This window comes from Paenibacillus sp. DMB20 (genome assembly GCF_000987955.1).
In the GTDB taxonomy this organism is placed as follows: domain Bacteria; phylum Bacillota; class Bacilli; order Paenibacillales; family Paenibacillaceae; genus Paenibacillus_AQ.
This window is the reverse complement of the sequence record NZ_LAZU01000021.1, coordinates 526423-549647: the sequence shown is the minus strand read 5'-3', so window position 1 is coordinate 549647 and position 23225 is coordinate 526423. Positions and strand designations below refer to the sequence as shown.

The 23225-nt window shown below is 53.1% G+C and carries 20 protein-coding genes and 2 pseudogenes; 8 read left to right on the top strand and 14 right to left on the bottom strand.

Translation table 11 applies throughout. The features are described from left to right. The first annotated feature begins 70 nt into the window (after window positions 1–70). Window positions 71–535, top strand: a complete 465-nt coding sequence (locus tag XI25_RS09755) for a DinB family protein (RefSeq protein WP_046678385.1) — start codon at window positions 71–73, stop codon at window positions 533–535. 91 nt (window positions 536–626) lie between these two features. On the opposite strand, the gene XI25_RS09750 is transcribed toward XI25_RS09755, so the two are convergent. The 7 genes from XI25_RS09750 to XI25_RS09720 form a co-directional block, all read right to left on the bottom strand. Beyond that, window positions 627–1745 carry a serine hydrolase domain-containing protein gene (locus tag XI25_RS09750; protein ID WP_046678384.1) on the bottom strand — a complete coding sequence of 373 codons (1119 nt, stop codon included), beginning with the start codon at window positions 1743–1745 and terminating at the stop codon, window positions 627–629. A 187-nt stretch (window positions 1746–1932) separates the two neighbouring features. Continuing rightward, a complete protein-coding gene (locus XI25_RS09745; RefSeq protein ID WP_046678383.1) occupies window positions 1933–2832 on the bottom strand; it encodes a helix-turn-helix transcriptional regulator in 900 nt (299 codons plus the stop codon). A 175-nt stretch (window positions 2833–3007) separates the two neighbouring features. Next, window positions 3008–5437, bottom strand: a complete 2430-nt coding sequence (locus tag XI25_RS09740; RefSeq protein WP_046678382.1) for a glycogen/starch/alpha-glucan phosphorylase — start codon at window positions 5435–5437, stop codon at window positions 3008–3010. A 26-nt stretch (window positions 5438–5463) separates the two neighbouring features. Beyond that, window positions 5464–6567: a glucose-1-phosphate adenylyltransferase subunit GlgD gene (gene glgD / locus XI25_RS09735; RefSeq protein ID WP_046678381.1), complete on the bottom strand. Its 1104-nt coding sequence runs from the start codon at window positions 6565–6567 to the stop codon at window positions 5464–5466. Between the two features lie 48 nt (window positions 6568–6615). Next, window positions 6616–7785: a glucose-1-phosphate adenylyltransferase gene (locus tag XI25_RS09730; protein ID WP_046678380.1), complete on the bottom strand. Its 1170-nt coding sequence runs from the start codon at window positions 7783–7785 to the stop codon at window positions 6616–6618. Window positions 7786–8029: 244 nt separating this feature from the next. After that, window positions 8030–9043 carry an MBL fold metallo-hydrolase gene (locus XI25_RS09725; protein WP_046678379.1) on the bottom strand — a complete coding sequence of 338 codons (1014 nt, stop codon included), beginning with the start codon at window positions 9041–9043 and terminating at the stop codon, window positions 8030–8032. Next, on the bottom strand, window positions 9043–9792 hold the full coding sequence (locus XI25_RS09720) for a class I SAM-dependent methyltransferase (protein WP_046678378.1): 750 nt from the start codon (window positions 9790–9792) through the stop codon (window positions 9043–9045). The genes XI25_RS09725 and XI25_RS09720 overlap by 1 nt, the downstream gene beginning before the upstream one ends. A 259-nt stretch (window positions 9793–10051) precedes the next feature. Here XI25_RS09720 and XI25_RS09715 point away from each other — a divergent pair, with 259 nt between their 5' ends. Then, the gene (locus XI25_RS09715) at window positions 10052–10678 is read left to right on the top strand and encodes an FMN-dependent NADH-azoreductase (RefSeq protein ID WP_046678377.1); all 627 of its coding nucleotides are present in this window, start codon (window positions 10052–10054) and stop codon (window positions 10676–10678) included. A gap of 190 nt (window positions 10679–10868) precedes the next feature. Here the strand turns inward: XI25_RS09715 and XI25_RS09710 are convergent. The 3 genes and pseudogenes from XI25_RS09710 to XI25_RS09700 form a co-directional block, all read right to left on the bottom strand. Continuing rightward, window positions 10869–12598, bottom strand: a pseudogene (locus XI25_RS09710) (proline--tRNA ligase). A 382-nt stretch (window positions 12599–12980) separates the two neighbouring features. Next, window positions 12981–13286, bottom strand: coding sequence for an ArsR/SmtB family transcription factor (locus tag XI25_RS09705; protein ID WP_046678376.1), 306 nt, complete (start codon window positions 13284–13286; stop codon window positions 12981–12983). Then, on the bottom strand, window positions 13267–14331 hold the full coding sequence (locus tag XI25_RS09700) for a flavin-containing monooxygenase (RefSeq protein WP_046678446.1): 1065 nt from the start codon (window positions 14329–14331) through the stop codon (window positions 13267–13269). Before XI25_RS09700 ends, XI25_RS09705 begins: the two co-directional genes overlap by 20 nt. Before the next feature lie 292 nt (window positions 14332–14623). Here XI25_RS09700 and XI25_RS09695 point away from each other — a divergent pair, with 292 nt between their 5' ends. From XI25_RS09695 to XI25_RS09685, 3 genes are read left to right on the top strand one after another with little or no spacing between them, the layout of a single operon-like run. Further along, window positions 14624–14875: a FeoA family protein gene (locus XI25_RS09695; protein ID WP_046678375.1), complete on the top strand. Its 252-nt coding sequence runs from the start codon at window positions 14624–14626 to the stop codon at window positions 14873–14875. Then, on the top strand, window positions 14872–15618 hold the full coding sequence (locus tag XI25_RS09690; RefSeq protein ID WP_046678374.1) for a FeoB small GTPase domain-containing protein: 747 nt from the start codon (window positions 14872–14874) through the stop codon (window positions 15616–15618). The genes XI25_RS09695 and XI25_RS09690 overlap by 4 nt, the downstream gene beginning before the upstream one ends. Continuing rightward, on the top strand, window positions 15569–16954 hold the full coding sequence (locus XI25_RS09685) for a nucleoside recognition domain-containing protein (protein WP_046678373.1): 1386 nt from the start codon (window positions 15569–15571) through the stop codon (window positions 16952–16954). The genes XI25_RS09690 and XI25_RS09685 overlap by 50 nt, the downstream gene beginning before the upstream one ends. Before the next feature lie 159 nt (window positions 16955–17113). On the opposite strand, the pseudogene XI25_RS09680 reads toward XI25_RS09685, so the two are convergent. Continuing rightward, window positions 17114–17802 (bottom strand): annotated as a pseudogene (locus XI25_RS09680) (ArsR/SmtB family transcription factor). A 99-nt stretch (window positions 17803–17901) separates the two neighbouring features. Between XI25_RS09680 and XI25_RS09675 the strand changes: the two are divergent. Beyond that, window positions 17902–18522 (top strand): flavin reductase family protein, encoded by a 621-nt coding sequence (locus tag XI25_RS09675; RefSeq protein ID WP_046678372.1) that lies wholly within the window; start codon window positions 17902–17904, stop codon window positions 18520–18522. A 70-nt stretch (window positions 18523–18592) separates the two neighbouring features. Here the strand turns inward: XI25_RS09675 and XI25_RS09670 are convergent, their stop codons facing one another. Then, window positions 18593–18856, bottom strand: coding sequence for a hypothetical protein (locus XI25_RS09670; protein WP_046678371.1), 264 nt, complete (start codon window positions 18854–18856; stop codon window positions 18593–18595). Then, entirely contained in the window at window positions 18853–19620 is a 768-nt protein-coding gene (locus tag XI25_RS09665) for a GNAT family N-acetyltransferase (RefSeq protein ID WP_046678370.1), read from the bottom strand. Before XI25_RS09665 ends, XI25_RS09670 begins: the two co-directional genes overlap by 4 nt. Before the next feature lie 283 nt (window positions 19621–19903). On the opposite strand from XI25_RS09665, the gene XI25_RS09660 reads away from it, so the two are divergent. Further along, on the top strand, window positions 19904–21727 hold the full coding sequence (locus XI25_RS09660; protein WP_046678369.1) for an APC family permease: 1824 nt from the start codon (window positions 19904–19906) through the stop codon (window positions 21725–21727). 123 nt (window positions 21728–21850) lie between these two features. Here XI25_RS09660 and XI25_RS09655 read toward each other — a convergent pair whose 3' ends face one another. Continuing rightward, window positions 21851–22075, bottom strand: a complete 225-nt coding sequence (locus tag XI25_RS09655; protein ID WP_046678368.1) for a helix-turn-helix domain-containing protein — start codon at window positions 22073–22075, stop codon at window positions 21851–21853. A gap of 273 nt (window positions 22076–22348) precedes the next feature. On the opposite strand from XI25_RS09655, the gene XI25_RS09650 reads away from it, so the two are divergent. Continuing rightward, the gene (locus tag XI25_RS09650) at window positions 22349–23221 is read left to right on the top strand and encodes a MurR/RpiR family transcriptional regulator (RefSeq protein ID WP_046678367.1); all 873 of its coding nucleotides are present in this window, start codon (window positions 22349–22351) and stop codon (window positions 23219–23221) included. The last annotated feature ends 4 nt before the right edge of the window (window positions 23222–23225 follow it).

The following is a 23225-nucleotide window of genomic DNA, read 5'->3' as shown; positions in this document are numbered from 1 at the left end:
CCAGGCGAACAAACGTTCTATAATACAAAGGTTGATGGATATAAACAAAATACGATGCCAGGGGGTACCCATGAATTGCCTCAGTGTTCTGCACCAAATTGAATTTGCTGTACATACGCTTGTCCGCATGATTGAAATATTGGAAGAGAATGATTTGGAAAAAAGACCTTCGCCCGATAAACGATCTATCGGTGAAGTGCTTGAGCACCTCGCCACGCTTTTCGAAGCGGACTGGCGCATTTCAAAAGGGGCCTCCAAGGAAGAAATGGACGAATTTTATGCCGGAATCTCCTATCCATCCTTGGAATCGATAAAAGAGGGACTGCTCTCCAATTACGAGACGCTTCGAAGCCGTTATTCGAAATTATCGAATGAAGAGCTTCTGGCAAAAACCACTTCTTACTGGGGAGTAACCTACACAAGATACGAGTGGCTTCTGGAAATATTGGCTCATCTTTATCATCACAGAGGGCAGTTGCATGCCATGCTTACGTACTGCTATGGGAAGGATCCCGGAATCCCCCTTTTCGAATAAGAAAAACGTTCTTATCTCTAAAGAAAACCAAGGACCCGCCAGGTCCTTGGTTTCTTGCAAACCGTCTTCATTTCTATTTAAGGCGGGCAGTTCAGCACTCAAGCAGCCGTTCCATAACGGCATCACAAATTTCCCGGGCCGGCGTCTCGTCATGGTTGGATACGACAACTGCTCCGATCCCCTTGGCAGGAACCATGCATACATAGGATCTTACCCCCGGAAAACCGCCGCCATGCTCGATCATCATAAGGTTCCCTTTCCGCAACGTTCCCCAGCCCAGGGCATAACCTTCCTCGTTGTCTAAGTTCCACACCGGCTCGTACATTCTGGCCATCAGTTCCTTCGGAATAAACGGTTCATCCGTCATATAGGATGAAAGGTAGAGCGCCAAGTCACGGGCCGTCGAATAAATGAATCCCATCGGAGCACCAAGGCGGTTTTGTGGAAATGGAGTCTCATATGCCTTCCTGCCGGGATCAGGTTTAACCGGGTTCATCAGAATGCTGACGTCCCCCGTATAATAACGGGCACTGTCCATATCCGTAATAACCTTGTCCGGATCGAGCGTCGTCCGGTTCAGCCCTAGCCTTCCAAACATAACTTGTTCCATATATTCATCCCATGACCGGCCGCCGACCTTTTCAAAAAGATCAGCCGCAATGATATAGGCTTCCGTGCAATAATCCCAGTTGGAGCCCGGGGGATGGGGCAAGTTGACCGTACTGAAATACTTCGTTACGTCTTCTCTCGAAGTAATGCCGCTCAGAATGGAGTCGGTTAAACCGCACTCCTCTTTCACGCTTTCAAATACGCTGAATTCCCTTACATTCGTACACATCAAATTTCCTATGCCGATTTCTCCCGGAAAGCCCGCCGTGTGCGAAAGCAGTTGCTCGACCGTGATTCGGTCGCTGGCCTGTTTATCCGCGGTTCGAAAGTAAGGAAGATAGGTTACGAGAGGGGCTTTCAGATCCAACAGCTTATCCTCCGCAAGCTTTAACAAGGATGCCGCCGTAAAACTCTTGGAAACACTCTGAATGCTTGTCAGGGTATTCGGGGTAAAATCTCTTTCTTCCGCTCCTAAACGGGCCTTTCCGAATCCCTTCTCGTACACGATGCGGCCGTCCTTAACGGCCGCGACGGCCCCGCCGACCGGAAAATCGCTGCTGTTTACCGCATTGCCGATAAAAGTATCCCATGATTCCGCCATATGTCTGCATCTCCTGACTTCTAAATCTAAGAGTACTATTCTCGATGCAGCCTCCTAATTCCTTCCACGTTCCTTATTTTAGATGATTTGATGGTTCGTTTTGCTCACCGTGCCTGCAGCCCGTTGTCCTGTCCGTTCTTCCAATTTCTTTTCCAGGTTCGCTTTCCTTATGTTTCAACCGGCCGGCCTAGTTCAATTCCAGGTTCACCGGACCTTCCGGCAGTTCAACCTCCTCCGCGCTTTGATCCACCATCATATGGGTCGTCGGAATTTTCGAATCCACCTCTTCCAGGCGAATGCCGTCCGCCCACACCGTTCCCGGTCCGACGAGCAGCACGCCAAAAGCAATGGCCGCACTCCCTTCCGGCACGTCCAGCACAACGGAATGAAGCTTCCAATCCCGGCTGCCGGTAATCGGACGGTCCAGCATGTTATCGAATTGAAGCATCTCGTTGTCCGGTCCGTCCACTCTCATCCAAAGCCCAGCGCTCTCCTGAACGTCCTCCGTTTTAACGAAGGCCGAGAACCGAATCCTTTTGCCCAGATAACGATCGGCTTTAAACATCTGCATCATCGTGCCGAAGCCCTCCGCATAGGCCTCCTTCCCGGCGTGAATTCTTCCGGATGTCTGTCCCTGATGAACCACTTCGTTGTTCACGCCCATCTCATACTCATGCGGATGACTTCCGCCTCGAATCCAACCATGGGGCAGCGTCGTCGTCATTTCCAATTCCTCCTTGTCTCTAATAAAGTTGGAATAATAATCCCGATACTGTTTGGGCGGCATGCCGAACATCTTTTTAAAAGCCCGGGTAAAAGCCTCCTGGGTGCCGAAACGATACTCCAAGGCAATGTCCAGCACCCTTTTGTCCGTGCGGATGAGCTCCCCGCCCGCATGCGTCAGCCTCCGCTGCCGGATATACTCCGTGACGCTCATGCCGACGATCGGCTGAAAAACGCGGTGAAAATGATACATCGATACCGCGGCCTGTTCCGCTACATCTTCCAGCCGGATGTCCTCCCGCAAATGGCGTTCAATATAGCTGACCGCCTGATCCACCCATTCTTTATGTTCGTTGTAAAGCATTTGAATCTAACCTCCGGATCCGTCGATGGGTTCAGTATAGCAAACACGATCACACGGGTTTTGATCTTTTTTGCGATCCTGATGCAGCACCTAAAAACCGGCGTCCTTCATAGGCCGCCGGCTGTCGAGGATATTCGTATTTTTATGAACGACGCTCAAAAACGGGTTCTCGACTCTAAAGCGTGACGGGGCGGATGCCCCAAATGTCGGAAGCATACCGGTTGATCGTGCAATCGCTGGAAAAATGTCCGGCGTGGGCGATATTTACAATGGATTTGGAGGCCCAGGCCCCTTGGTCAAGATAAACCCGTTCCATGGCGGCATGCGTCTTGGCATAAGCGGCAAAATCCCTCAGGACGAAAAACTCGTCATTATGGTCAAGGATGGATTGATAAATAAGTCCGAATTCCTGCTCATGACAGCAGAAGGAGCCGGAAGATACCAGCTGGTCCATCACCCGCTTGATCCGGGAATCCTGCCGATACACATCCCTTGCGAGGTACCCGCCGTATCTGTAATAGTCCAACACCTCTTCGGAGCGCAGGCCGAACAGAAACATATTGTCGTCGCCCAGCATATCGTGCATTTCCACGTTGGCCCCGTCCAGCGTTCCGATCGTCAGGGCGCCGTTCATCATGAATTTCATGTTTCCGGTGCCGGAGGCCTCCTTGCCCGCCGTGGAAATCTGCTCGCTGACATTGGCCGCAGGGATGATTTTCTCGGCCAGGGAGACGGAATAATTTTCGAGAAAAAGCACCTTCAGCTTGCCGTTTACCTGCGCATCCTTGTTCACCGCGTCGGCAACGACATTGATCAGTTTAATGATACTTTTCGCCAGATAGTAGCCCGGAGCCGCCTTTGCGCCGAAAATAAATGTCCGCGGCACACGCTCCGCCGACGGATGATCTTTGATTTCGTTATATAGAAACATGACATGCAGAATGTTCATCAGCTGCCTTTTATACCCGTGAAGCCGTTTGACCTGAACGTCGAATATCGAATCCGGGTCCACCGCGATTCCTTGCTTCTGCTTGATATAGGATGCCAGGCGCAGCTTGTTGCCGCGCTTGATGTCCATGACGCGTTCGCGGAAAGAAGCGTCATCCTTAAACCTTTCCAGACGAAGCAGCTGATGCGGATGGGAAATCCAGCGGGTACCGATGCTTTCGCTGATCAGCCGGCTCAGCTCCGGGTTCGCATGCATCAGCCAGCGGCGGTGGGTGATCCCGTTCGTCTTGTTATTGAAACGTTCCGGATACAGCTCGTAAAACGGCTTCATCACATCGTTTTTCAAAAGCTCGGTATGAAGTCCGGCCACCCCGTTCACGCTGTAGCTGCCCACAATCGCCAGATGGGCCATTTTGACCTGGCCGCTCTCGATCACAGCCATCCGGGATACGAGGTCCTGGCTATGCGGATCACCCTTCAGCAGCATCCCGCAAAAGCGCTTATTGATTTCCTCGATGATCATGTACACCCGCGGGAGCAGCTCGCGGACCATGCCGACCGGCCACTTCTCAAGCGCCTCGCTCAGCAGCGTATGGTTCGTGTACGAAACCGTACGGGTCGTAATGTCCCAGGCCTCATCCCAGCCGCAGCCCTTCTCATCGATCAGGAGCCGCATCAGCTCCGGGATGACCAGCGTCGGATGCGTATCGTTAATATGGATAGCGACCTTTTCCGGCAGCTTGCCGTACGGCAATTTAAGCTTATCAAACGTCCTGAGCACGCTTATAAGTCCGGCCGAGCACAGGAAATATTGCTGTTTCAGCCGCAGCAGCTTGCCCTCATAACCGGAGTCATCCGGATACAGAAATTCGGAGATCGATTCGACCGAACGGTTGTAATCCAGGAATTTATAATAGCTGTTTTGGCCTTCCACCCGCATCTTGGCGGGATCCATGGCGGATTCCGCGCTCCAGAGCCTTAACGTATTCACATGCCCGGCACCGTACCCGATCACGGGAACATCATACGGGACAGCCCATACCCGCTCGTAATCCACGGTATCAAAAACGGTTCTTCCGTTCTCCTCCCACACCTTGACATGACCCCAAAAACGTACTTCGATCTTTTTGTCCGCCCGGCGTTCTTCCCAAACGTTGCCTTTCTGGAGCCAGTCATCCGGAAGCTCGACCTGATGCCCGTCGATGATCTTCTGTTCGAAAAGCCCGTACTTATAGCGAATGCCGCAGCCGTGGCCCGCATACTGCAGGGAGGCCAAGGAATCCATGAAGCAGGCGGCAAGCCGTCCGAGGCCGCCGTTGCCAAGCCCCGCATCCGGCTCCTGCTCCTCCACCTCTTCCAGGTTCCAGCCCAGCTCCTCCAATCCCTCGCGTACCGTCTCCAGCATGCCGAGATTGAGCAGATTGTTCCCCAGGAGACGTCCGATCAGAAACTCCATCGAGAAATAATAGACCTGCTTTTCTTGCTGGACCTTGTAAGCCCGGTTCGTTTCCGCCCAATCCCGTCCGACATATTCGCGGATCAAGGATCCAAGGATTTTGTAAATGTCTCCCGCCGTCGCTTCCTCAATGCTTTTTCCCAACCGGCTGACCAGCTGTTCCTGAAATGAAGTTTTAAATAATTCCTTGTTGTTAAACAACGGAAGTGTCCTCCTGACGCTAAAGTTTAAATGACCATGTCTTTGGCAACAACATAAGGCTTCCTGACATCTCCCTGAAGCTTGCGGCCCGGGGATATCGTCACGTCTTTGTCCAGGATGACGTTTTCGAGAACGGCGTTCTCCCCGATGACGCATTTTTGCATAATGATGGAGTTGTGAATGCGGGCCCCTTCTTTGACCTGAACCCCGCGGAACAGGATGCTGTTTTCCACCTTGCCGTCAATCTGGCAGCCGTTGGCCACGAGCGAATTGCGCACATCGGCCGATTCCAGGTATTTCGCCGGAACTTCATATTTGATCTTCGTATAGATCGGCTGCTCCCGGAACAAGGAATTGTAATTCTCGGGCTTCAGCAAATCCAGGCTGTTGCGGTAGTAGCTCTCCAGGGAGTTGATCACCGCATGATAGCCTCTGTACTCGTAGCCTGCGATTTTCAGTTTCTCCCTGTTTTTCTGGATGGCGTCCCTGAAAAAGTGGCTCTCCCGGTGGGCAATGCAGCGATTCACCAACTTAAGGAACAGTTCTTTCCCCATAATAAACATATCCATATAAATGCCCGGATGATCCTGTTCATGGTGAATGTCCGTCAGGAGACCGTTGTGATCGACATCCACGCGAACGCAGGGCTGAAACTCCCGTTTTATTTCATCAACCCTGGTATAAATCAGCGTGACGTCAGCCCCGTTCTTCAAATGGAATTCATGGGCGGCGTTAAAATCAACGGTGCCGAGGTGCTGGCTACCGGAATGCACGATGTAGTCCGCGGATCCGCGTTCAAAAAAATCCCGATTGTTATGGATATGCGAAAGCTCACCGATCGAAACATCCGTCGGATCGTTCCAGTCCGGGGGAAGAATGAACAATCCGCCCCGCTTGCGGTCGAGATCCCAGGGGGCGCCTTCGCCAAGATGGTCCAGCAGCGAGCGGTATTTGCGGCGGACAAAAAGTGCGATATCCTGAATGCCCGCGTGCATCATATTCGACATGACGAAATCGATCAGCCGGTACCGTCCGGCAAAAGGCACGGCCGCGCCGCAGCGGAAATACGTCAGTTCATTGAGCTGGTCCAGCTCATGATCCAGATTGATGACTCCCATGAGTTGTTTCATACATACACCGTCCTTTTTGTTGGATGCCGCAAGTGCTCTTTAAACGCCTCAAGAAGTCGCCGTAGCGGATGATTCCCTGAACTCATGGATATTGTCTTCCGTGACGAGCACGATCTCATCGCCGCACTCCCGGCCGGCACCGATCACCATCCCGTCTTCAATAACCATGTCCTCCGTAATGATGGCCCGGTGGATTCGCACGTTCCTGCCGATGATCACCTTGGGCATGATGACGGAATCCGATATCGAGCTGCCCTGACCGACCTCCACGCCGTAAAACAAAACGGAATGATCCACTTCGCCGTACACCGTGCACCCCTCGTTGATCATGCAGTTCCGCACCTTTGCATCCGGCGCGATATATTCCGCTGGCTGGTTCGGATTCCTCGTATAAATGCGCCAATCCGGATCGCTCAGATCCAGCTTGGGATTTTCGGACAACAGATCCATGTTTGCCTCCCACAAGCTTCGGATCGTACCGACATCCTTCCAGTACCCTTCGAACGGATATGCATAAAGCGTCTTTCCCTCCCCCAGCATAAGGGGAATGATATCCTTGCCGAAGTCGTGGCTGGTATCATGTTTTTCCACGTTGAAGAGCAGATATTTTTTCAGCATATCCCACTTGAACAAATACACGCCCATCGATGCCAACGTGCTCTTCGGCTCGGCCGGCTTCTCTTCAAATTCATAAATCCGAAAATCCGGCTCGGTGTTGAGGATTCCGAAGCGGGTCGCTTCTTCCCGGGTCACGTTGATGACCGAGATCGTGCAGTCCGCGTTTTTTTCCTTGTGGTAGTCCAGCATCCGGTCGTAATCCATTTTGTATATGTGGTCGCCCGAAAGGATCAGCACATGCTCCGGATCATACTGCTCGATAAACTTCAGGTTCCGGTAAATCGCATCGGCCGTCCCCCTGTACCAACTCGTTCCGTCCTCCCTTTCGTACGGGGGCAGCACATACACGCCTCCGCTGCGCCGGTCCAAATCCCAGTCGCTACCGATCCCGATATAAGAATGCAGCACGAGCGGCTCATACTGCGTCAGCACGCCGACGGTGTCAATCCCCGAATTGGAGCAGTTGCTTAGGGGAAAATCGATAATCCGGTATGTACCTCCAAAATAAACCGCGGGTTTTGCCAGCGTCTTCGTAAGGCCTTTGAGCCGTTTCCCCTGCCCTCCCGCAAGCAGCATGGCCACCACTTCTTTTCTTTTCATGGCAGATTCTCCTTTATTCATAATAAGGATAGGACGCAACCGGACACAGCCTAAACATAATTAAACGGGAAACCTGCTTGGTAATCTGCAATTGGAAAACATTAGTCAAGTTGTTTTAGGAAGAAAGCAGCCGGAAGGCCGAAAAGAGAGAGGCCCGTTCACCGGGACCGGCCGCTAAAGCGAATGGGCACGGTCCAAGCGGAACAGGTTTTGCGTAATTCATGATTTCGAGCAGGATGAAACATTATCCTGCTGCAGCAAACGCGTACGCTCCGGATGCGGTCTCCCGCATTTCCGCGCGGCCGCGGCGGACCAGCTCGGCGAGGTGGGCCAGCGCTTCGCACATAGCGAAGCGCATCTGGTGGATGCCGAGCTTATCGCCGAAGAGGGCTGTGCAGACCTCGAAGGCGGTCAGGCTGCCGGCGGCGGACAGCATGCCGGCAATGATGTCCAGGCGCTCCTCATGGTGGGCGAGGAGCGCGTCGATCCGTTCGCGGAAATGCGTGAACGGATGGCGGTGTCCGGGATACGCAGCCCGGACATGCAGTGCCCGGAGGCGGCGCAGCCCCTCCAGGTAGAGCCGCAGCGGCTCGGCGTCGCTGCCGGGCACGAGGCTGACGTTCGGCGAGATCTGCGGCAGAACGGCATCGCCGCAGAGCAGGACGCCGCTGTCCTCGTGGTGGAAGGCCAGATGCCCAGGGGCGTGCCCCGCCGTCTGCACCGGCAGCCAGTCGCGGCCTCCCATGCGGATCGGCATGCCTTCGCGGAGGTAAGTCACCTCCGGCTTCGGGGTAACCTGGGGCACAAAACCGTCCAGATGCTCCGGCAGCCGGCTCAGCCAAGGCTCCGGCATGCCGTGCTCCGCGAAGAAAGCCGGCAGCCTTTCGCCCATGCGGCTGCCTTCTCCCCACATCAGGCCTGCTTCCCCATGCGCACGCTCCGACATCCATACCCGGGCGCCGCTTCTCTCCTGAAACCATCCGGCAAGGCCATAATGATCGGGATGATGGTGGGTCAGAACGATGGCCGAGATATGGCGTGGACTCAGGCCCAGGGCCGACAGCGCGGCCTCCCACTCCCGTTCCGAGGAACGGGTTCGGGGGCCCGGATCCATGAGCGTAACGTCACCGCCGTCGCCAGGCAGGATGTAACTGTTGACCCAGCGGAGCGGATTATCCAGGCCGATTTTGACTTGAAGAATCCCCGTCTCTTTCCAGGAGGTTATTTCGGGATGCTTACCGACCGTTTCATGCTCCATCATGATTCCTCCGCCGGGCGCCGGCCCACAAAGATCATGCGCGGGGACGATTCCGGCTCGTAAGCCTCCCCGTCATAGCTGCCGTGGATTTGATCGATGCGAAGCCCGACCTCCTCGATCATCATTTTAAACTCGTCGCGGGTATACAGCTTCACGCGCTCTTGGTAATGCCTCGGTTCGCCGCCGTCCAGGTCGCTAATCGCGATCGCCTTCTTAACGTACCCGTTGTCGATGGTGCGTTTCTCCTCAATCCGCTGCCCTTCGGACTCCCGTACCGACTCCGGCACCAGGTGGCGCTCCACGTAAGCCGGGTTCAAAAAATCAATGATAAACTTTCCTCCCGGCTTCAGTACCCGGCATATTTCCTCCAGTACTTTGATATGCTCTTCATCCTTCGTAAAATAACCAAAAGAGGTAAACAGGTTCAGCACGGCATCAAAATGTTCGTCATCCGCCGGGATATGCCTCATGTCGGAGGCGATCCAGGCCACCTGATTCTTCTTGTCGCATTCACGTGCTTTCCGAAGGAGCACATCCGATAGATCCACTCCGGTGATTCGGTATCCCGCCTCAGCCAAGGCAAGCGAATGGCGGCCCATGCCGCAGCAAAGGTCCAGTACACTCGAGCCTTCGGAAAGCGACAGCCAGGAAACCATCTGCTGCACCTCATGCGCGGCTCCCTGAACGTCACGGTGTTTATAGATCAGCAGGTAATCCTCTCCAAAGCTTTTTTCATACCACTCCGCCACAGCTTGTTCCCCCTGTCCGTATTTTCGTTATATGTATGATTTCATGATAAGCCCCCAGGCTGGAAAAGCCTGTGAGATTAAAGACCATTGTACCGTCTTTCTCCATAATCTTAAAGGGAGTTCAAGCAGGGGCTTCAAAAGCGAATCCGTTTTTCCAAACCTTATGAGGTTAATCACAGGTAAACCCCTCCGGGTTTGCTATACTACGATCAAATAATACAAATTTTAAGTGTTTGGAACGGAAAGGAGATGCCTGACCATGGCATTATTGTTGTACGTTAAAGTGAACCCGAAAGCAGACGAGGCCTCTTATTCCACCCGGCTTGCTCAAACCTTCCTGGAAGAATACCGGACGGCGCATCCATCCGACGAGATCGTAACGCTGGACTTGTACCGCGAGGATATTCCGTTTTTGGATGTGGATGTATTCAGCGCCTGGGGCAAATTCGCCGAGCAGAGCGACCTGACGCCGCAGGAACAGGATAAAGTGAGACGAATGAACGAGCTGACCGACCAATTCATTGCCGCGGATAAGGTCGTCTTCTCCGCGCCGTTCTGGAATCTCAGTTTCCCGCCGATGATGAAGGCCTATATCGACACGATCTGCGTCGCGGGCAAAACCTTCAAGTATACGGAAACGGGTCCGATCGGACTTGTCGAAGACAAACCGGTCCTGCTTATCGAGGCGCGTGGCGGGCATTATTCCGACGGACCGGCCGCACAAATGGAATTCTCGTTTACATATTTGAAAACGATCATGAATTTCATGGGCGTGCAAAACTTCCAGCATCTCCTCATCGAAGAACTTGCCGTGGATCCCGATAAAGCGGAAGACATCTTCCAACAGGGAGCCGTGGAAGCGAAATCCCTCGCTAAGCGGTTTTAACCGGCACGAGGACGTTTTAAACAATCAGCCGGCTTAACCTTAAATTTAGGCTGATTCCGCGAAAAAGCCACCGGTAACGGCAGATGCCGTTATAACCGGTGGCTTTTATGATCCCAATCAGGATGATGCAAACCGTACGAGCAAGATTCCGTGTTCAACATCGGATTTTGAATACCGGCAAGGTCAGCCTCTATACGGACAGCCCGGCGGCTTCCCGGACGCGCAAAATGGCTTCGGAAACGGGCAAATTTCTTTTGATTCCGTCCCCGCCCATCCATTCCACCTCGCCGGAAGCGGCTCCGCGGCCGACGATCACCCGCAGGGGAGCCCCCAGCAGATCGGCATCCTTGAACTTTACCCCCGCCCGTTCGTCACGGTCGTCGAGCAGCGGCTCCAGTCCGGCGGAGTTCAGTTCCCGGTATATGCGTTCCGCCAGCTGCATCTGCGCTTCATCCTTTACCGCTACCGGGATAATATGGACCTTGAACGGGGCGATCGACAACGGCCAGACCAAACGGCCGTCGACGACGCTCTGTTCCGCGACGGCCGCCATCACGCGGGACACGCCTATGCCGTAGCAGCCCATCATGAACGGCTTCTCCCTGCCGTCCGGATCCGGGAACACCGCCTTCAGGGGGTCGCTGTATTTGGCGCCCAGCTTAAAGACATGCCCCAGCTCAATCCCCCGCTGGAACCGGAGCGGTCCCCCGCAGCGGGGACAGGCATCTCCTGCCGCGGCGTTCCGGAAATCTCCGGTGCGTTCCAGCGAAAAATCCTCTCCCGGACGGACGTGCCGCAGGTGCGTGTCCGCCTGGTTCGCACCGGCGATTCCCTCCTGCATCGCAGCGACCTCATGATCCGCCAGAATCGGAAGCGCAAGCCCCACGGGTCCCGCAAAGCCGACCGGTGCCCCCGTAGCCAGCATAACCTCCCCGGCATCGGCCATCTCGATGATTTCCGCCTGAAGGTAAGACTTCACTTTAATCTCGTTCACTTCCCGGTCGCCGCGCACCAATACCGCCACGAGCCTGCCGTCGGCTTTATAAATCAGCGTCTTGATCAGCTGCTCGGGACCGGTCCGCAGGAAAGCCGTCAATTCCTCGATGCTTTTAGCGTTCGGCGTATGAACAGGCTCCGGCTGCTGTGGGAACCCGAACGAACCGTTGGCTTCCTTGAAGCGGGTTCGGCTCCCGCCCCTACCGCCGCTTCGGCCCGCTCCAGATTTGCCGCATAGCTGCAGGCTCCGCAGGCAACTACGGTATCTTCGCCGATATCCGCAAGAGCCATGAATTCATGGGTCTCCCCCTGCCCACCGATTGACCCAGCATCGGCCTCCACGGCGCGAAACGCCAGTCCGCAGCGTTTGAATATCCTTTCATACGTATCGTACATGTTCCGGTAAGACGCATCCAGACCCTCCCAATCGCGGTCAAAGGAATACGCATCCTTCATCAAAAATTCCCTGCCCCGGAGCAACCCGAACCGCGGCCGTCTCTCATCCCGGAATTTCGTCTGGATTTGGTACAGGTTTACGGGGAGCTTGCGGTAGGAGGATATCTCCTGCCGGACGATGGAGGTGATCACCTCTTCATGGGTCGGCCCGAGTACAAACTCGCGCCCATGCCGGTCGTGAAGCCGGATAAGCTCCGGCCCGTACACATCGTATCTCCCCGAAACCTTCCATAAATCCGCCGGCTGGATGGCCGGCATATGAAGCTCCTGTGCCCCGGAAGCGTCCATCTCTTCACGGATAATGCTCTCGATTTTTCTCAAAACCCGCCACCCGAGCGGCAGATGCGCGTAAATACCGGCAGCGATCTGGCGAATGTACCCGCCCCGAAGCAGCCATTGATGGCTCAGCGCCTCCGCTTCGGCAGGCTCCTCGCGCATGGTGGACATCAATAATCGGCTTTGCCGCATGTTCTTCAGCCTCCTTTTTTCCGCCTTTTTTTCCATATCCGAAAATAACGCAAAAAAGCACAATCGCCGTAAGGGACGAATGTGCTCGTGGTACCACCCTGATTCCATCTTTTTCGGACGGTTAACCATTTCAAAAAAGATGCTTCGGCGGCTGTAACGGGCCGTACCGGCACCGCCTTCATAAAAACGGCGGGCAACTACAAGGTGGGAAGAACGCAGCCGTACGGGGAAGCCTTTCAGCCTTGGAGCTTCCTCTCTGTGTCGCCGTATCCGTGAACTTGTATCCTTGATGATGGTTATTCGCGGGATATGATTTTCCAATACATTACAACCAGCGCATCAAAATGTCAAGCTTCGACGAGCAGCCCGTCGATATATCCCGTTAACAGGATATATGCTCCAACACTTGGCGCAAAATGCCGATGACATGCTCATCCTCGTACGTATAATAATACGTGTTTCCGTCCCTGCGATACTTGACCAGCCTTAAGCTCCGCAAATAGCCCAGCTGGTGGGACACGGCCGACTGGCTCATGCCGAGCACCTCGGCAATATGACCGACGGGACATTCCTCCTGGGACAGTAAGTGAAGAATCCGGATTCTCGTCGGATCCGATATGGCTTTAAGCAGTCGCGACGCTTCCATCGCCTCTTCTTCCTGCAAAAGCTCATGGCGCTCTTTTTCCATGCTTATCCCCTCTTTCTATAATCGCGTTCACAATTTCGCGGGCATCCCGTCCGACCCCTGCGAGCAGAGCGGAGCCCCGGTGGGTCTGCCAGGGCAGACCGACGTAATACAGTCCTTTCACCGGACTCATCCCCCGGTTATGAAGCACCCTGCCGTGATGATCAAGGGCCTCCTTGACATGGAGCCATTCATACCCGGAATCAAAGCCGGTTGCCCAAACGATATTGCGTACGTCCAGCTCCGATCCGTCTTCAAACCTGACCCCGCCGGAACCAAAACCGACGGCACTCCTTTTCAAGATCACTTTACCGCACCTGACGGCTTGTTTCAATTCATAACCGAAAATGGGGTCCCCCGCTCTCCGAAGCCTCCTGCCGATCCATGACGAGGAATCCGCTCTTAACAGGCCCAGGCGGTCCAGCCACCAGAAGATGGCCTCCCCTGCAACCGTCATCGGCAAATAACGCGGCGGCCGGCTCACCGCCAGAAAAGTTTCGCGGCCGTTGGACAGTTCAACCGCAATTTGGGCTCCGCTGTTGCCGCCCCCGACCACAAGCACGTTTCCATCCTGCAGCTGCGAAGGGTGTTTATACAACGAGGAGTGCAGGTGAACAATATCATCCGGCACCGCCCCCGAAAATGCCGGCAATCTCGGTTTTTGAAAAGGTCCGGTTGCAATGATCAATTGTTCCGCCCGAAAATAGCCCCGGGAGGTGCTCACGGCAAAAAGTCCGTTTTCCTGTCTAACCGACGTAACCTTCGTCTCGTACTGGATCGGAAGTTCAAAAAGCTCGGCGTATTTTTTCAAGTACAATGACATTTCGCCTTTGGAAGGAAATCCGGCGGGCTCCCCTTCAAGCTTCAAGCCCGGAAGGGCGCTGTGCGTTCTTGGGGTAAACAACCGAAGCGACTCATACCGCGATGCCCAGGCCTCTCCCGCCCCCGAGCCGCGCTCAAGCGCCAGAAAACGGACGCCGGCTCGTTTTAGCCAATAAGCTGCCGCAAGCCCTGCCTGACCTGCCCCTATAATCAGCACCTGCCATATCATACAAGAATCACCTTCTCCAATCATTTATATGAATATTTGCTCATATTTAGATATAACATAACCCTCGGTTTGCCGCAACCATAAGCTATCAGGATAGCGGCATCTCCGCCGGTAAGGCGGATCGGAAAACATCCCATGCGAAGCCCAGCCGGGATAATCAAAAATTTTTTCATCCGAAACCGGGGTCATGCAGTTGACATTATGAAAGGATGGGCATACGATAAACTTAAAGTTGCTTTAGGGAAACAATGATTGCTCGGCCCAATTTAATAGGGAGAGGTTAAAGTTTATGGACGAGACAAAAAACATTCAAAATCTGCATCAGGCTTCGTTCGGACAGCTGTTCTTGGTAAAAAGCGTGGAAATCCCGGGGGAGCTGAAACGGCGGCTTCTGGATCTCGGGTTCGTCCCGGGTTCCGTCATCGAAGTGCTGAAAGCCAGCCCTCTGGGTGATCCTGTCTCATATAGAGTTGCAGGTACGGTCATTGCTTTGAGAAAAGAAGAAAGCCAATTGATTTTCGGGGAGGTGGTGTCATCATGAGAACTTATACGGTTGCCCTGGCGGGGAACCCGAACACGGGTAAAAGCACCCTGTTTAATGCTCTGACCGGTCTGAAGCAGCATACCGGCAACTGGTCGGGCAAAACGGTCAGCCTTGCAAGCGGCAATTATCAGTACAAGGATACCCGCTTCCGGTTCGTCGATTTGCCCGGAACGTATTCCTTGTTCTCCAATTCTGCGGATGAAGAGGTAGCGCGGGATTTTATCGTTTTTGAAAAGCCTGACGTTACCCTGCTGGTGCTCGATTCCACAGCATTGGAAAGAAGCCTGAACCTGGCGCTGCAGGTGCTGGAGATGACCGATCGGGTCATCGTCGGTTTGAACCTGATGGATGAAGCCAAGAAAAAGGGAATTAAAATCGATGCGGCCACGCTTGCCAAAAGGCTCGGCGTTCCCGTGATCCCGATCTCCGCCCGAAATAACGAGGGGCTTGACGTACTGTCGGAACAGCTGCTTCTGATGTGTACCGGCAAAATCCAGACGACGCCCTACCGAATGAAATATAACGAGCAGTTGGAACGGGATATATCGGGACTGGAAACGGAGCTGAAAAGCATCGTGGGGGAAGCGTATCCTTCGCGCTGGCTGGCCATCCGGTTCCTGGACGGGGATCGCAAGCTTATTGAAACCTTGAAAGAGAAAATCTCCGCGCCATCCAAAGGGGGGATGAAGCATGGAACAACTCCAGCGCTTAGAAGCTCTAACAGCCACCATTCCTGCTGAACAGGTAGACGGCGTACGCGAAACCATCGTCGGCGAATTGTTTAAAAAATCCAGGGAGCTCTGCGGCGAAGCGGTGTCCGTAACCGACCGCGACCGGCTGTACCGCTCGGAACGGCTAGACGGCATCTTTACCTCCAAGCTGTGGGGATTTCCGATTATGCTTGCCATGCTGGGCGTTTTGTTTTACTTGACGATTGCCGGCGCCAACGTTCCTTCTTCGATGCTTGCCGATTTTTTCGGATGGGTCGAGGGTTACCTGACCATGGCGTTTCAGGCTGTGCATGCCCCCGACTGGCTGCACGGCGTGCTGATTCTCGGACTTTTCCGGGGGACGGCATGGGTGGTCAGCGTCATGCTGCCGCCGATGGCCATCTTTTTCCCGGCCTTCGCCCTGCTGGAGAACTACGGATATTTGCCCCGGGTCGCCTTTAACCTGGACCGTTTGTTCAAAAAAAGCGGTGCCCACGGCAAGCAGTCTCTTACGATGGCCATGGGCTTCGGCTGCAACGCCGCGGCGATCATGTCCACACGGATCATCGAATCGCCGCGGGAGCGCATGCTCGCCATTCTGACGAACAATTTCGTTCCGTGCAACGGCCGCTGGCCGACCCTGATCCTGCTTGCCTCCCTTTTTATGGCTGCAGGTTTTTCCGGAGGCGTGCAAACGCTCGTTACGGCATCCGTCGTGATGGGGATGGTGCTGTTTGGCGTGGTCGTCACGCTCACGGTATCCTGGGCGCTCTCCAAAACCGCGCTCAAAGGCGTGCCCTCCCATTACACGCTGGAGCTGCCGCCTTACCGGAAGCCTAAAATCCTGAATACCATTCTGCGCTCCACCCTGGACAAAACCGTGTACGTGCTGCGCAGGGCGGTCGTCGTCGCGGCTCCCGCCGGCGTATTAACCTGGATCCTTGCTAACATTTACGTAGGCGATACGAGCATTCTCCTGCACTTCGTCAACTTCCTGGATCCGTTCGCTCGCGCGCTCGGACTGGACGGGTTCATCCTGATGGCGTTTATCATCGGCCTTCCGGCAAACGAGATCGTGCTGCCCATCCTGCTCATGGGTTATTTGGCAACAGGCTCCCTGACCGAGGTCGAGGATATGTTTGCGCTCAAGCAAATATTCCTGGATCAAGGCTGGACGTGGCTCACGGCGCTGAACATGATGCTGTTCTCGCTGCTGCATTATCCTTGCGGCACCACGCTTGTCAACATCTATAAGGAAACGAAAAGCGCCAAGTGGACCCTGCTGTCCTTTGCCATTCCGACGGCCATTGCCATCGGCATCACCTTTATCGTGGCCCAGACCGTTCGGGCTTTGGGCTGGGTATAGGCAAATCTGCCGTCGCGGCCCAAAGAAACACTGCGCACTGGTCACTGGAAGCTTTACCTGCGTTAAAGGGCCGCTTCAAAATTCATGTTTACTAAAAAAGCAACCGGACATCCGAATCGGCGGATGTCCGGTTGCTTTTATGGTTCAGGATGCGAACAGCTACTCCATTTCAATCGAGAATGTTTCCTTCAAGCCTTTATTTCCGTCCATCGTGACTTTTATGGCCCGGGTATCCGGCAGACGCTCAATCCATTTCAATTCGAACAGTCTTTCCAGAATCGCGTTTCCCAAAGCCCCGGCCAAATGGTGACGGCGCTCGCTCCAGTCCAGACATTTCAGAATATAGCTCGGCGTTTTTTCCGAGTTTTATCGAGATCGATCCCGAAATCCGCAAAAAAAGCTTCGCCCTTTTCGGTAACTTGATAACCCTCTTCGTCTTCCGTCAAACTCCCCATGGCAAGGAGTGCGTCGGTCAGCTTCACGCCCGCTTGTCCCGCGAGATGATCGTAGCATGTTCTGGCATAGCGTATTTGCCGATCCTCGCAATGCTGCTTCAACGACGTAATTTTAACCTGCGGCGCGATGGACAACAGCGATTCCATGACTCGGGCGACCTCCTGGTTCCGAATGCCATAGTAGCGATGGCGCCCCTGTTTTTCCACAGCGATCACGTCGGCCTCGATCATTTTCGCCAAGTGGAAGCTGGCTGTTTGGGGCGTGATGCGGGCCATGGACGCCAATTCGCTTGCAGGATGATACCTGCCATCCAATAAAACGGTCAAAATGGCGGCGCGTGACGGCTCGCTTACAAGAGAAGCGATCACGGCCGCATTGGCATGTACCTTCATCTTCCCCTCCTTGTGTAATCCATATTTCGATGATAATGGAATCGTTTGCGTTTTACAATGAAGAAGCGTCAAAATTATAAAAAATGGAGGGAACCGGACATGAACAAAGCAAAACAGCTCCCGGTCAGCAAAAAAGTCGAACCCAAAATTCTTTACTATGGCACGCCCGTCATTCTGCTCAGCACGCTGAATGAGGACGGAACCGTGAATATCAGCCCTTTGTCTTCTTCCTGGGCGCTCGGGAAATGCATCGTATTAGGCATGGGACTGGGAGGAAAATCCATCGAAAATATCAAGCATCATCCGGAATGCGTGATCAACGTTCCGAGTCCGGAGCTATGGAGCCATGTCGAACAGCTGGCGCCTTACACGGGCAAAGAGGACGTCCCGGAATTCAAACAGCAGCTGGGAATTTCGTACCGCAAAGACAAATTCGGGGCAAGCGGATTGACCGCCGCCGCTTCTGCCGCGGTACGACCATCGCGCATAGCGGAATGCCCGATTCAGATTGAAGCGCAGGTGAAGTTTATTCGGATTCCGGAGCACTCTCCTTTTATGGCCGTCGTCGAAACGGAAGCCGTATGCGTACATGCGCATGACGACATCATCCTTGGCGAGAACCATATCAATCCGGAAAAATGGAGCCCGCTCATCTATAACTTCCGTCATTATTTCGGGCTCGGCCCGCAGGTCGGCAAAACCTATCGGTCAGAAACCTGATGCAAAAAAGGGTCGTTTCCTTGAGACGCCTTCAGGCGTCCGGGAAACGGCCCTTCTCTTTCGATTTACCTCATACCGGATACAGTTCCTCATGCTTTTCGGCCGCCTGTTTGCATTCTTTGCAGAGTCCTCTCACCGCTCCCGCATCGTTCGCATAAAATACGAGCGGCCTCCGCCGTTTGCAGCGGCTGCACATTTGACCCTCCGCAGGCCGTTTTTTCCTTTCCTTGCCAAAAGACACCACGTTGCCGGGCCGCTTCCTGAATAAGATCCCGTACAGCGCTGCCGGAAGCGCGAGAATCGCTATAACCACGACTGCGATCGTCAGGTTCATGGCGTGTTCCCCAACCTTTCCAGAAGCTTTTCAAATTTGGCCGGACTTAATATTTCATGAGTCACAAACGAACCGTTGTAAAACAAACTGAAGGTTGTCCAAACGGAAGGGGCCTGCCGCGCTTCTTCCCTTGTTTTCAATCGGTGGAGTTGATAGGCGACTCCCCGATCATCAGCTATTTTTCGGAGATCATCCAAGACGCCGGCGGCAAAAGGGCACTGAGCCGTGTAATAGATGTGAACGCCCTGCCCCGGTACAGCCGCAGCAGCTTTTGCCGTGCTTTTGAAAGCGGGGGTTACGGCCTGGTCGTTCCATTGAAGGACAGCCAGCTCAAAGTACGGACTCGCCTGATCCACGATTTGAAACCCCTGATGCTCGAAATATTTTTTGTCGCTCAAATAAGGCATTTTTTTCTTTCCGACGATATGTACGATCCCGTCCATTCCAAGGGCCATCGCATCCTCTTTGCATTTGCCGAGCAACTGCTTCCCGTGTCCGCTATCCTTGTACCTTCCGGATACCCACAAACAATTGATATACATATAATTAGATGCCTCAACCGGTACCCATGCCTTGTCGGCGGGTAAATATTCTATGAAAACTTTCGCGCGCTCATTCAAACGAAAAAAAGTCAAGCCGTCATCCATGCGGTCGCATAACCATGACTTCTTATCCTGAACAGCAGACTCATACTGCTTTGCGCCCAAAGCGCAGCAAATGTGTTCACTGCCTATATTGTCCTTGGTGATTCGCATATACTGCATTTTCTCATACCTCTTTTGTCACGGTAATGGGCCTGCTTTGCGATGTATACCAAAATATTCTTTCGTCTGTGCTTATCCATTTCCGTTCGTTTTATGCTAATGGATTCGACGTAAACGGCCATCATCCCTGCCGCAAAATTCTTTGTTACTGTGAAATATGCAATGGCTGCGGCTTTTTATGCGCATTCGCGATGCCGGGAGGCTACCGTTTGCAGCGGATAGTGGATACAGGGCAAGGGAAGCATATTAAAAGTCCCAAACTTCAAAATGGCGGTGGAAACAAATGACGACATTGAAAAGGTTTTTGGTTGGTCGGCCTCTGAAATCGACCGAATTAGGGGAACAAAAACTAAATAAAAGAAAGGCGCTCGCCATTCTTTCCTCTGATGCCTTATCATCCGTAGCTTACGGTCCGGAACAAATCCTGTTGGTTTTAATCACCGTAAGTGCGTCAGCATTCTGGTATTCGCTACCGATCGGGATCGGAGTATTGGTTTTATTGCTCGCGCTCATTTTATCCTATCGTCAGATTATCTTTGCTTATCCGCACGGCGGGGGAGCCTATGTGGTATCCAAGCAGAATCTGGGGGTATACCCCGGACTGGTTGCGGGAGGCTCCTTGCTGGTGGACTATATATTGACGGTGGCTGTCAGCGTGTCCGCAGGTACGGATGCCATTACATCGGCCTTTCCGTTTCTGCATGAACACACGGTTAGCATTGCCGTGGTCTTTGTGCTTCTCCTCACCCTGTTGAATTTAAGGGGCGTTACCGAGTCAGCCTCCGTTTTGGCGTATCCCGTTTATTTATTCGTGTTGGCCCTGTTTATTTTAATCGGCGTTGGCACGTACAATATTTTTACGGGTAATGTTTCGCCTGGGTTACATGCGCCGATAGGCACTCCGGTAACGGGCATGACTTTATTTTTGCTTCTCCGGGCTTTTGCCTCGGGGAGCTCCGCTTTAACAGGAGTTGAAGCGATATCCAATGCCATTCCGAACTTCAAAGATCCGGCGCCGAACAATGCGGCTAAAACGTTACTGGCTATGGGGGTCTTGCTTGCCCTGTTATTTTCGGGAATCGTGTTCTTAGCTTATTATTACGGGATCACGCCGACTGTGGAGCAAACGGTTGTTTCACAGATCGCTGACCAGACCTTCGGGCGGAATTTCATGTATTTTTTCATCCAAGGAACGACGGCTTTAATCTTGATCCTTGCGGCCAACACGGGGTATTCGGCGTTTCCGCTTCTTGCTGTTAATTTAGCCAACGATAAGTTTATCGCGAGAATGTTCAAAGTACGCGGGGATCGGCTAGGGTATTCCAACGGCATCATTATCCTTGGCTTATCATCCATTGTGCTGATCATTGCGTTTCAAGGACAAACCGAGCAGCTTATCCCGCTTTATGCCGTGGGCGTGTTCATTCCGTTTACGCTCTCGCAGACAGGCATGATGGTGAAATGGATTCGCGAAAAACCGACGGGCTGGATTTCGAAACTGACGATTAACACAATCGGCGCCGTTATTTGCTTAATCGTCACGACGGTGTTCTTTTTAACCAAATTCAAACAGGTATGGCCCGTCTTGCTTTTCTTGCCGCTTATCGTTTATTTATTCCATCGCATAAAAAAGCATTACGAAGCAGTGGGAGAGCAACTGAGGGTTGCATCTCGCGAACCAGCCGTGCCGATTGAGGGAAATGTCATTATTTTGCCCGTATCGGGAATTACGCAGGTTGTTGAACAGTCTCTGAATTATGCCGAATCCCTGTCGGCGGAGCAGATCATAGCCGTATATATTCCCTTTGAAAGAGAAGAGGAAAACCAATTCGAGGAAAAGTGGAATAAATGGAGACCTGATGTGAGGCTGGTAACTTTATATTCCCCCTATAGAAGCGTCATTGTTCCTTTGAGCAAGTTTATTGATACGGTACAGCGAAAAGCCAGCGAATCCAATTATCAGGTAACGGTGGTCATCCCCCAGTTTATTCCTAAGAAAGGCTGGCATAACTTCCTGCATAACCAAACGAGTTTGTTGATTCGTACTCACCTGCTTTATCGCAAGAATGTAATTATCACAACGGTTCCATACCACTTAAAGAAATGATCCTTGTTCCACAAGCCCGATCAATTTAATCCGGATAATACCGATATGCGCACAAAAGAGCCCTCTTCCTCCATGGCAAGGAGAAGAGGCTTTCGCCGAATGGTCCCTATTTTCAGCAGGACGTCAGATCTTCAACTCCCCGAGCTTGATCAGCTCGACGACGGCTTGCGAACGGCCCTTGACGTTTAACTTTTGCATTACGTTGGAGATGTGGTTTCGCACCGTTTTCTCGCTAATGAACAACTGCCCGGCGATGTCGCGAGTGGTTTTGTCCTGAACCAGCAGTTCAAACACTTCTCGTTCACGGTGGGTTAACAAAAACTTGCTGTTGTGATCATTTCCCTTCAATGGTGTCACCCCTCCTTGCCCGGGTATGTGTGGTCTAACAAGGTTAAGGGATACAGTCAACTCATTGTATGAAAAAATCAGGACGATGGTGCGACGCTGCAGGGAAAATGGGCGAATTCCGTAACGGTATTTTTTATCCTTGATTCCTTTGGCGGCATCAACTATGATGAAAATATAAAAATAATTTTCTTTTTTCGGGGAATCACAACAAAATAATTTTCATTACATTTTTTCCAGATGATTCCTTGATTCCACCGTTAAAGGAGGGCCGTGATGGCACCTATCCTGCATATTATGGCCGTCGAAAAAGATCGCCTGCCCCGGCAGGAACGGAGGCTGGCCGAGTTTATATTAAGCGGCCCCGCGGAGATCGTTCATATGGGCATCAAGGAGCTTGCCGACCAGTGCGACGTCAGTGCCGCGACGGTCACCCGGTTTTGCAAAAATTTCGACTGCAAGGGTTATCCTGATTTCAAGGTCAAACTCGCAGCCGAAATGGCCCATGCCGAAATGACATCAAGGTCCGGCCATACGAAATACCAGGATATCGTTGCCGGCAACCCGCTGGCCGATATTGTCCAGGCCATAGAAGCCAACCATCTCACCTCCATACAGGACACGACGTCACTGCTGGACCTGGGTCAGCTCGAACGGGTTGTGGATGTGCTGTGCAGGGCCAAACGGATCGATCTCTACGGCATCGCCACCTCATCCGTGGTCGCACAGGACTTTTACCAAAAGCTGATCCGGATCGGTAAAAATTGCACCGCGTTTGCCGATTCGCACATGCAGATTACATCGGCATCCACCCTGACGCCGAGCGATGCAGCCATCGCCATTTCTTACTCGGGCGAAACGCCTGAAACGATTGACGCCTTATCCTGCGCCAAAAACGCGGGAGCCTTTACGATCAGCATCACGTCATACCGAAGCAGCGCGCTGGCATCGCTATCCGATATTCCGCTGTACTCCTCATCCTTGGAAGAAGGGATGCGGCGCGGCGACATGGCATCGCGAATCGCTCAGCTTCACATCATTGATATTTTGTTCATGGGCATGGCCAGCCGGGATTTCGCCACCTATGTCCCCCGTCTGGAGCAGTCATATCTCAATGTGAAAAATTTCCGCAAGAGCCGAGGAGGTTAATGAT

Excerpts from the sequence above, each read along its gene's own strand:
- XI25_RS09670 (WP_046678371.1), bottom strand. The coding sequence starts at position 18,856 with ATGAACCTGACGATCGCAGTCGTGGTTATAGCGATTCTCGCGCTTCCG.
- XI25_RS09675 (WP_046678372.1), top strand. The coding sequence starts at position 17,902 with ATGAACAAAGCAAAACAGCTCCCGGTCAGCAAAAAAGTCGAACCCAAA.
- XI25_RS09685 (WP_046678373.1), top strand. The coding sequence starts at position 15,569 with ATGGAACAACTCCAGCGCTTAGAAGCTCTAACAGCCACCATTCCTGCT.
- XI25_RS09755 (WP_046678385.1), top strand. The coding sequence starts at position 71 with ATGAATTGCCTCAGTGTTCTGCACCAAATTGAATTTGCTGTACATACG.
- XI25_RS09745 (WP_046678383.1), bottom strand. The coding sequence starts at position 2,832 with ATGCTTTACAACGAACATAAAGAATGGGTGGATCAGGCGGTCAGCTAT.
- glgD (WP_046678381.1), bottom strand. The coding sequence starts at position 6,567 with ATGAAACAACTCATGGGAGTCATCAATCTGGATCATGAGCTGGACCAG.
- XI25_RS09750 (WP_046678384.1), bottom strand. The coding sequence starts at position 1,745 with ATGGCGGAATCATGGGATACTTTTATCGGCAATGCGGTAAACAGCAGC.
- XI25_RS09660 (WP_046678369.1), top strand. The coding sequence starts at position 19,904 with ATGACGACATTGAAAAGGTTTTTGGTTGGTCGGCCTCTGAAATCGACC.
- XI25_RS09715 (WP_046678377.1), top strand. The coding sequence starts at position 10,052 with ATGGCATTATTGTTGTACGTTAAAGTGAACCCGAAAGCAGACGAGGCC.
- XI25_RS09665 (WP_046678370.1), bottom strand. The coding sequence starts at position 19,620 with ATGCAGTATATGCGAATCACCAAGGACAATATAGGCAGTGAACACATT.
- XI25_RS09650 (WP_046678367.1), top strand. The coding sequence starts at position 22,349 with ATGGCACCTATCCTGCATATTATGGCCGTCGAAAAAGATCGCCTGCCC.
- XI25_RS09725 (WP_046678379.1), bottom strand. The coding sequence starts at position 9,043 with ATGGAGCATGAAACGGTCGGTAAGCATCCCGAAATAACCTCCTGGAAA.
- XI25_RS09690 (WP_046678374.1), top strand. The coding sequence starts at position 14,872 with ATGAGAACTTATACGGTTGCCCTGGCGGGGAACCCGAACACGGGTAAA.
- XI25_RS09695 (WP_046678375.1), top strand. The coding sequence starts at position 14,624 with ATGGACGAGACAAAAAACATTCAAAATCTGCATCAGGCTTCGTTCGGA.
- XI25_RS09705 (WP_046678376.1), bottom strand. The coding sequence starts at position 13,286 with ATGGAAAAAGAGCGCCATGAGCTTTTGCAGGAAGAAGAGGCGATGGAA.
- XI25_RS09730 (WP_046678380.1), bottom strand. The coding sequence starts at position 7,785 with ATGAAAAGAAAAGAAGTGGTGGCCATGCTGCTTGCGGGAGGGCAGGGG.